Annotated in this window: 1 protein-coding gene; it reads right to left on the bottom strand. The window is 36.5% G+C overall.

The window, feature by feature from the left end:
• On the bottom strand, window positions 1-281 hold a 281-nt coding region (locus SK086_RS13630), incomplete at its 3' end, for a zinc metalloprotease (protein ID WP_324692353.1).
• Between the last annotated feature and the right edge of the window lie 64 nt (window positions 282-345).

The following is a 345-nucleotide window of genomic DNA, read 5'->3' as shown; positions in this document are numbered from 1 at the left end:
CATAATTCCGTTTGGCAATTTGCAAAACATGTTGCATTTTGTAATTTACTATTGATTAATGCTACATGTACCGGTTCCCAATAATTACTTGTTGAGCCACCGGGATTCATTACATTGGCACCATCAATATGTTGGCATCCGAAATTATGACCAAACTCGTGAGATAGAATAGAACGGTTAGTGCCGGCAGATGGAAAAACTCTCATTAATGCACTTCCAATTGTAGTTAAATTTCCTAATACGCAATTTTGAAATGCATTTACTGTCCCCAAACCCAGCACCCCTGAGGATGAGACATAATTTTGACAAAAAACATTGATGTTAGCATTACCTGTTGAAAAAATT

Origin of the sequence: Flavobacterium cheonhonense (genome assembly GCF_035671315.1) — a bacterium.
In the GTDB taxonomy this organism is placed as follows: Bacteria; Bacteroidota; Bacteroidia; order Flavobacteriales; family Flavobacteriaceae; genus Flavobacterium; species Flavobacterium cheonhonense.
Note: the sequence above shows the minus strand (reverse complement) of the source record. Positions and strands in the feature narration are given on the sequence as shown.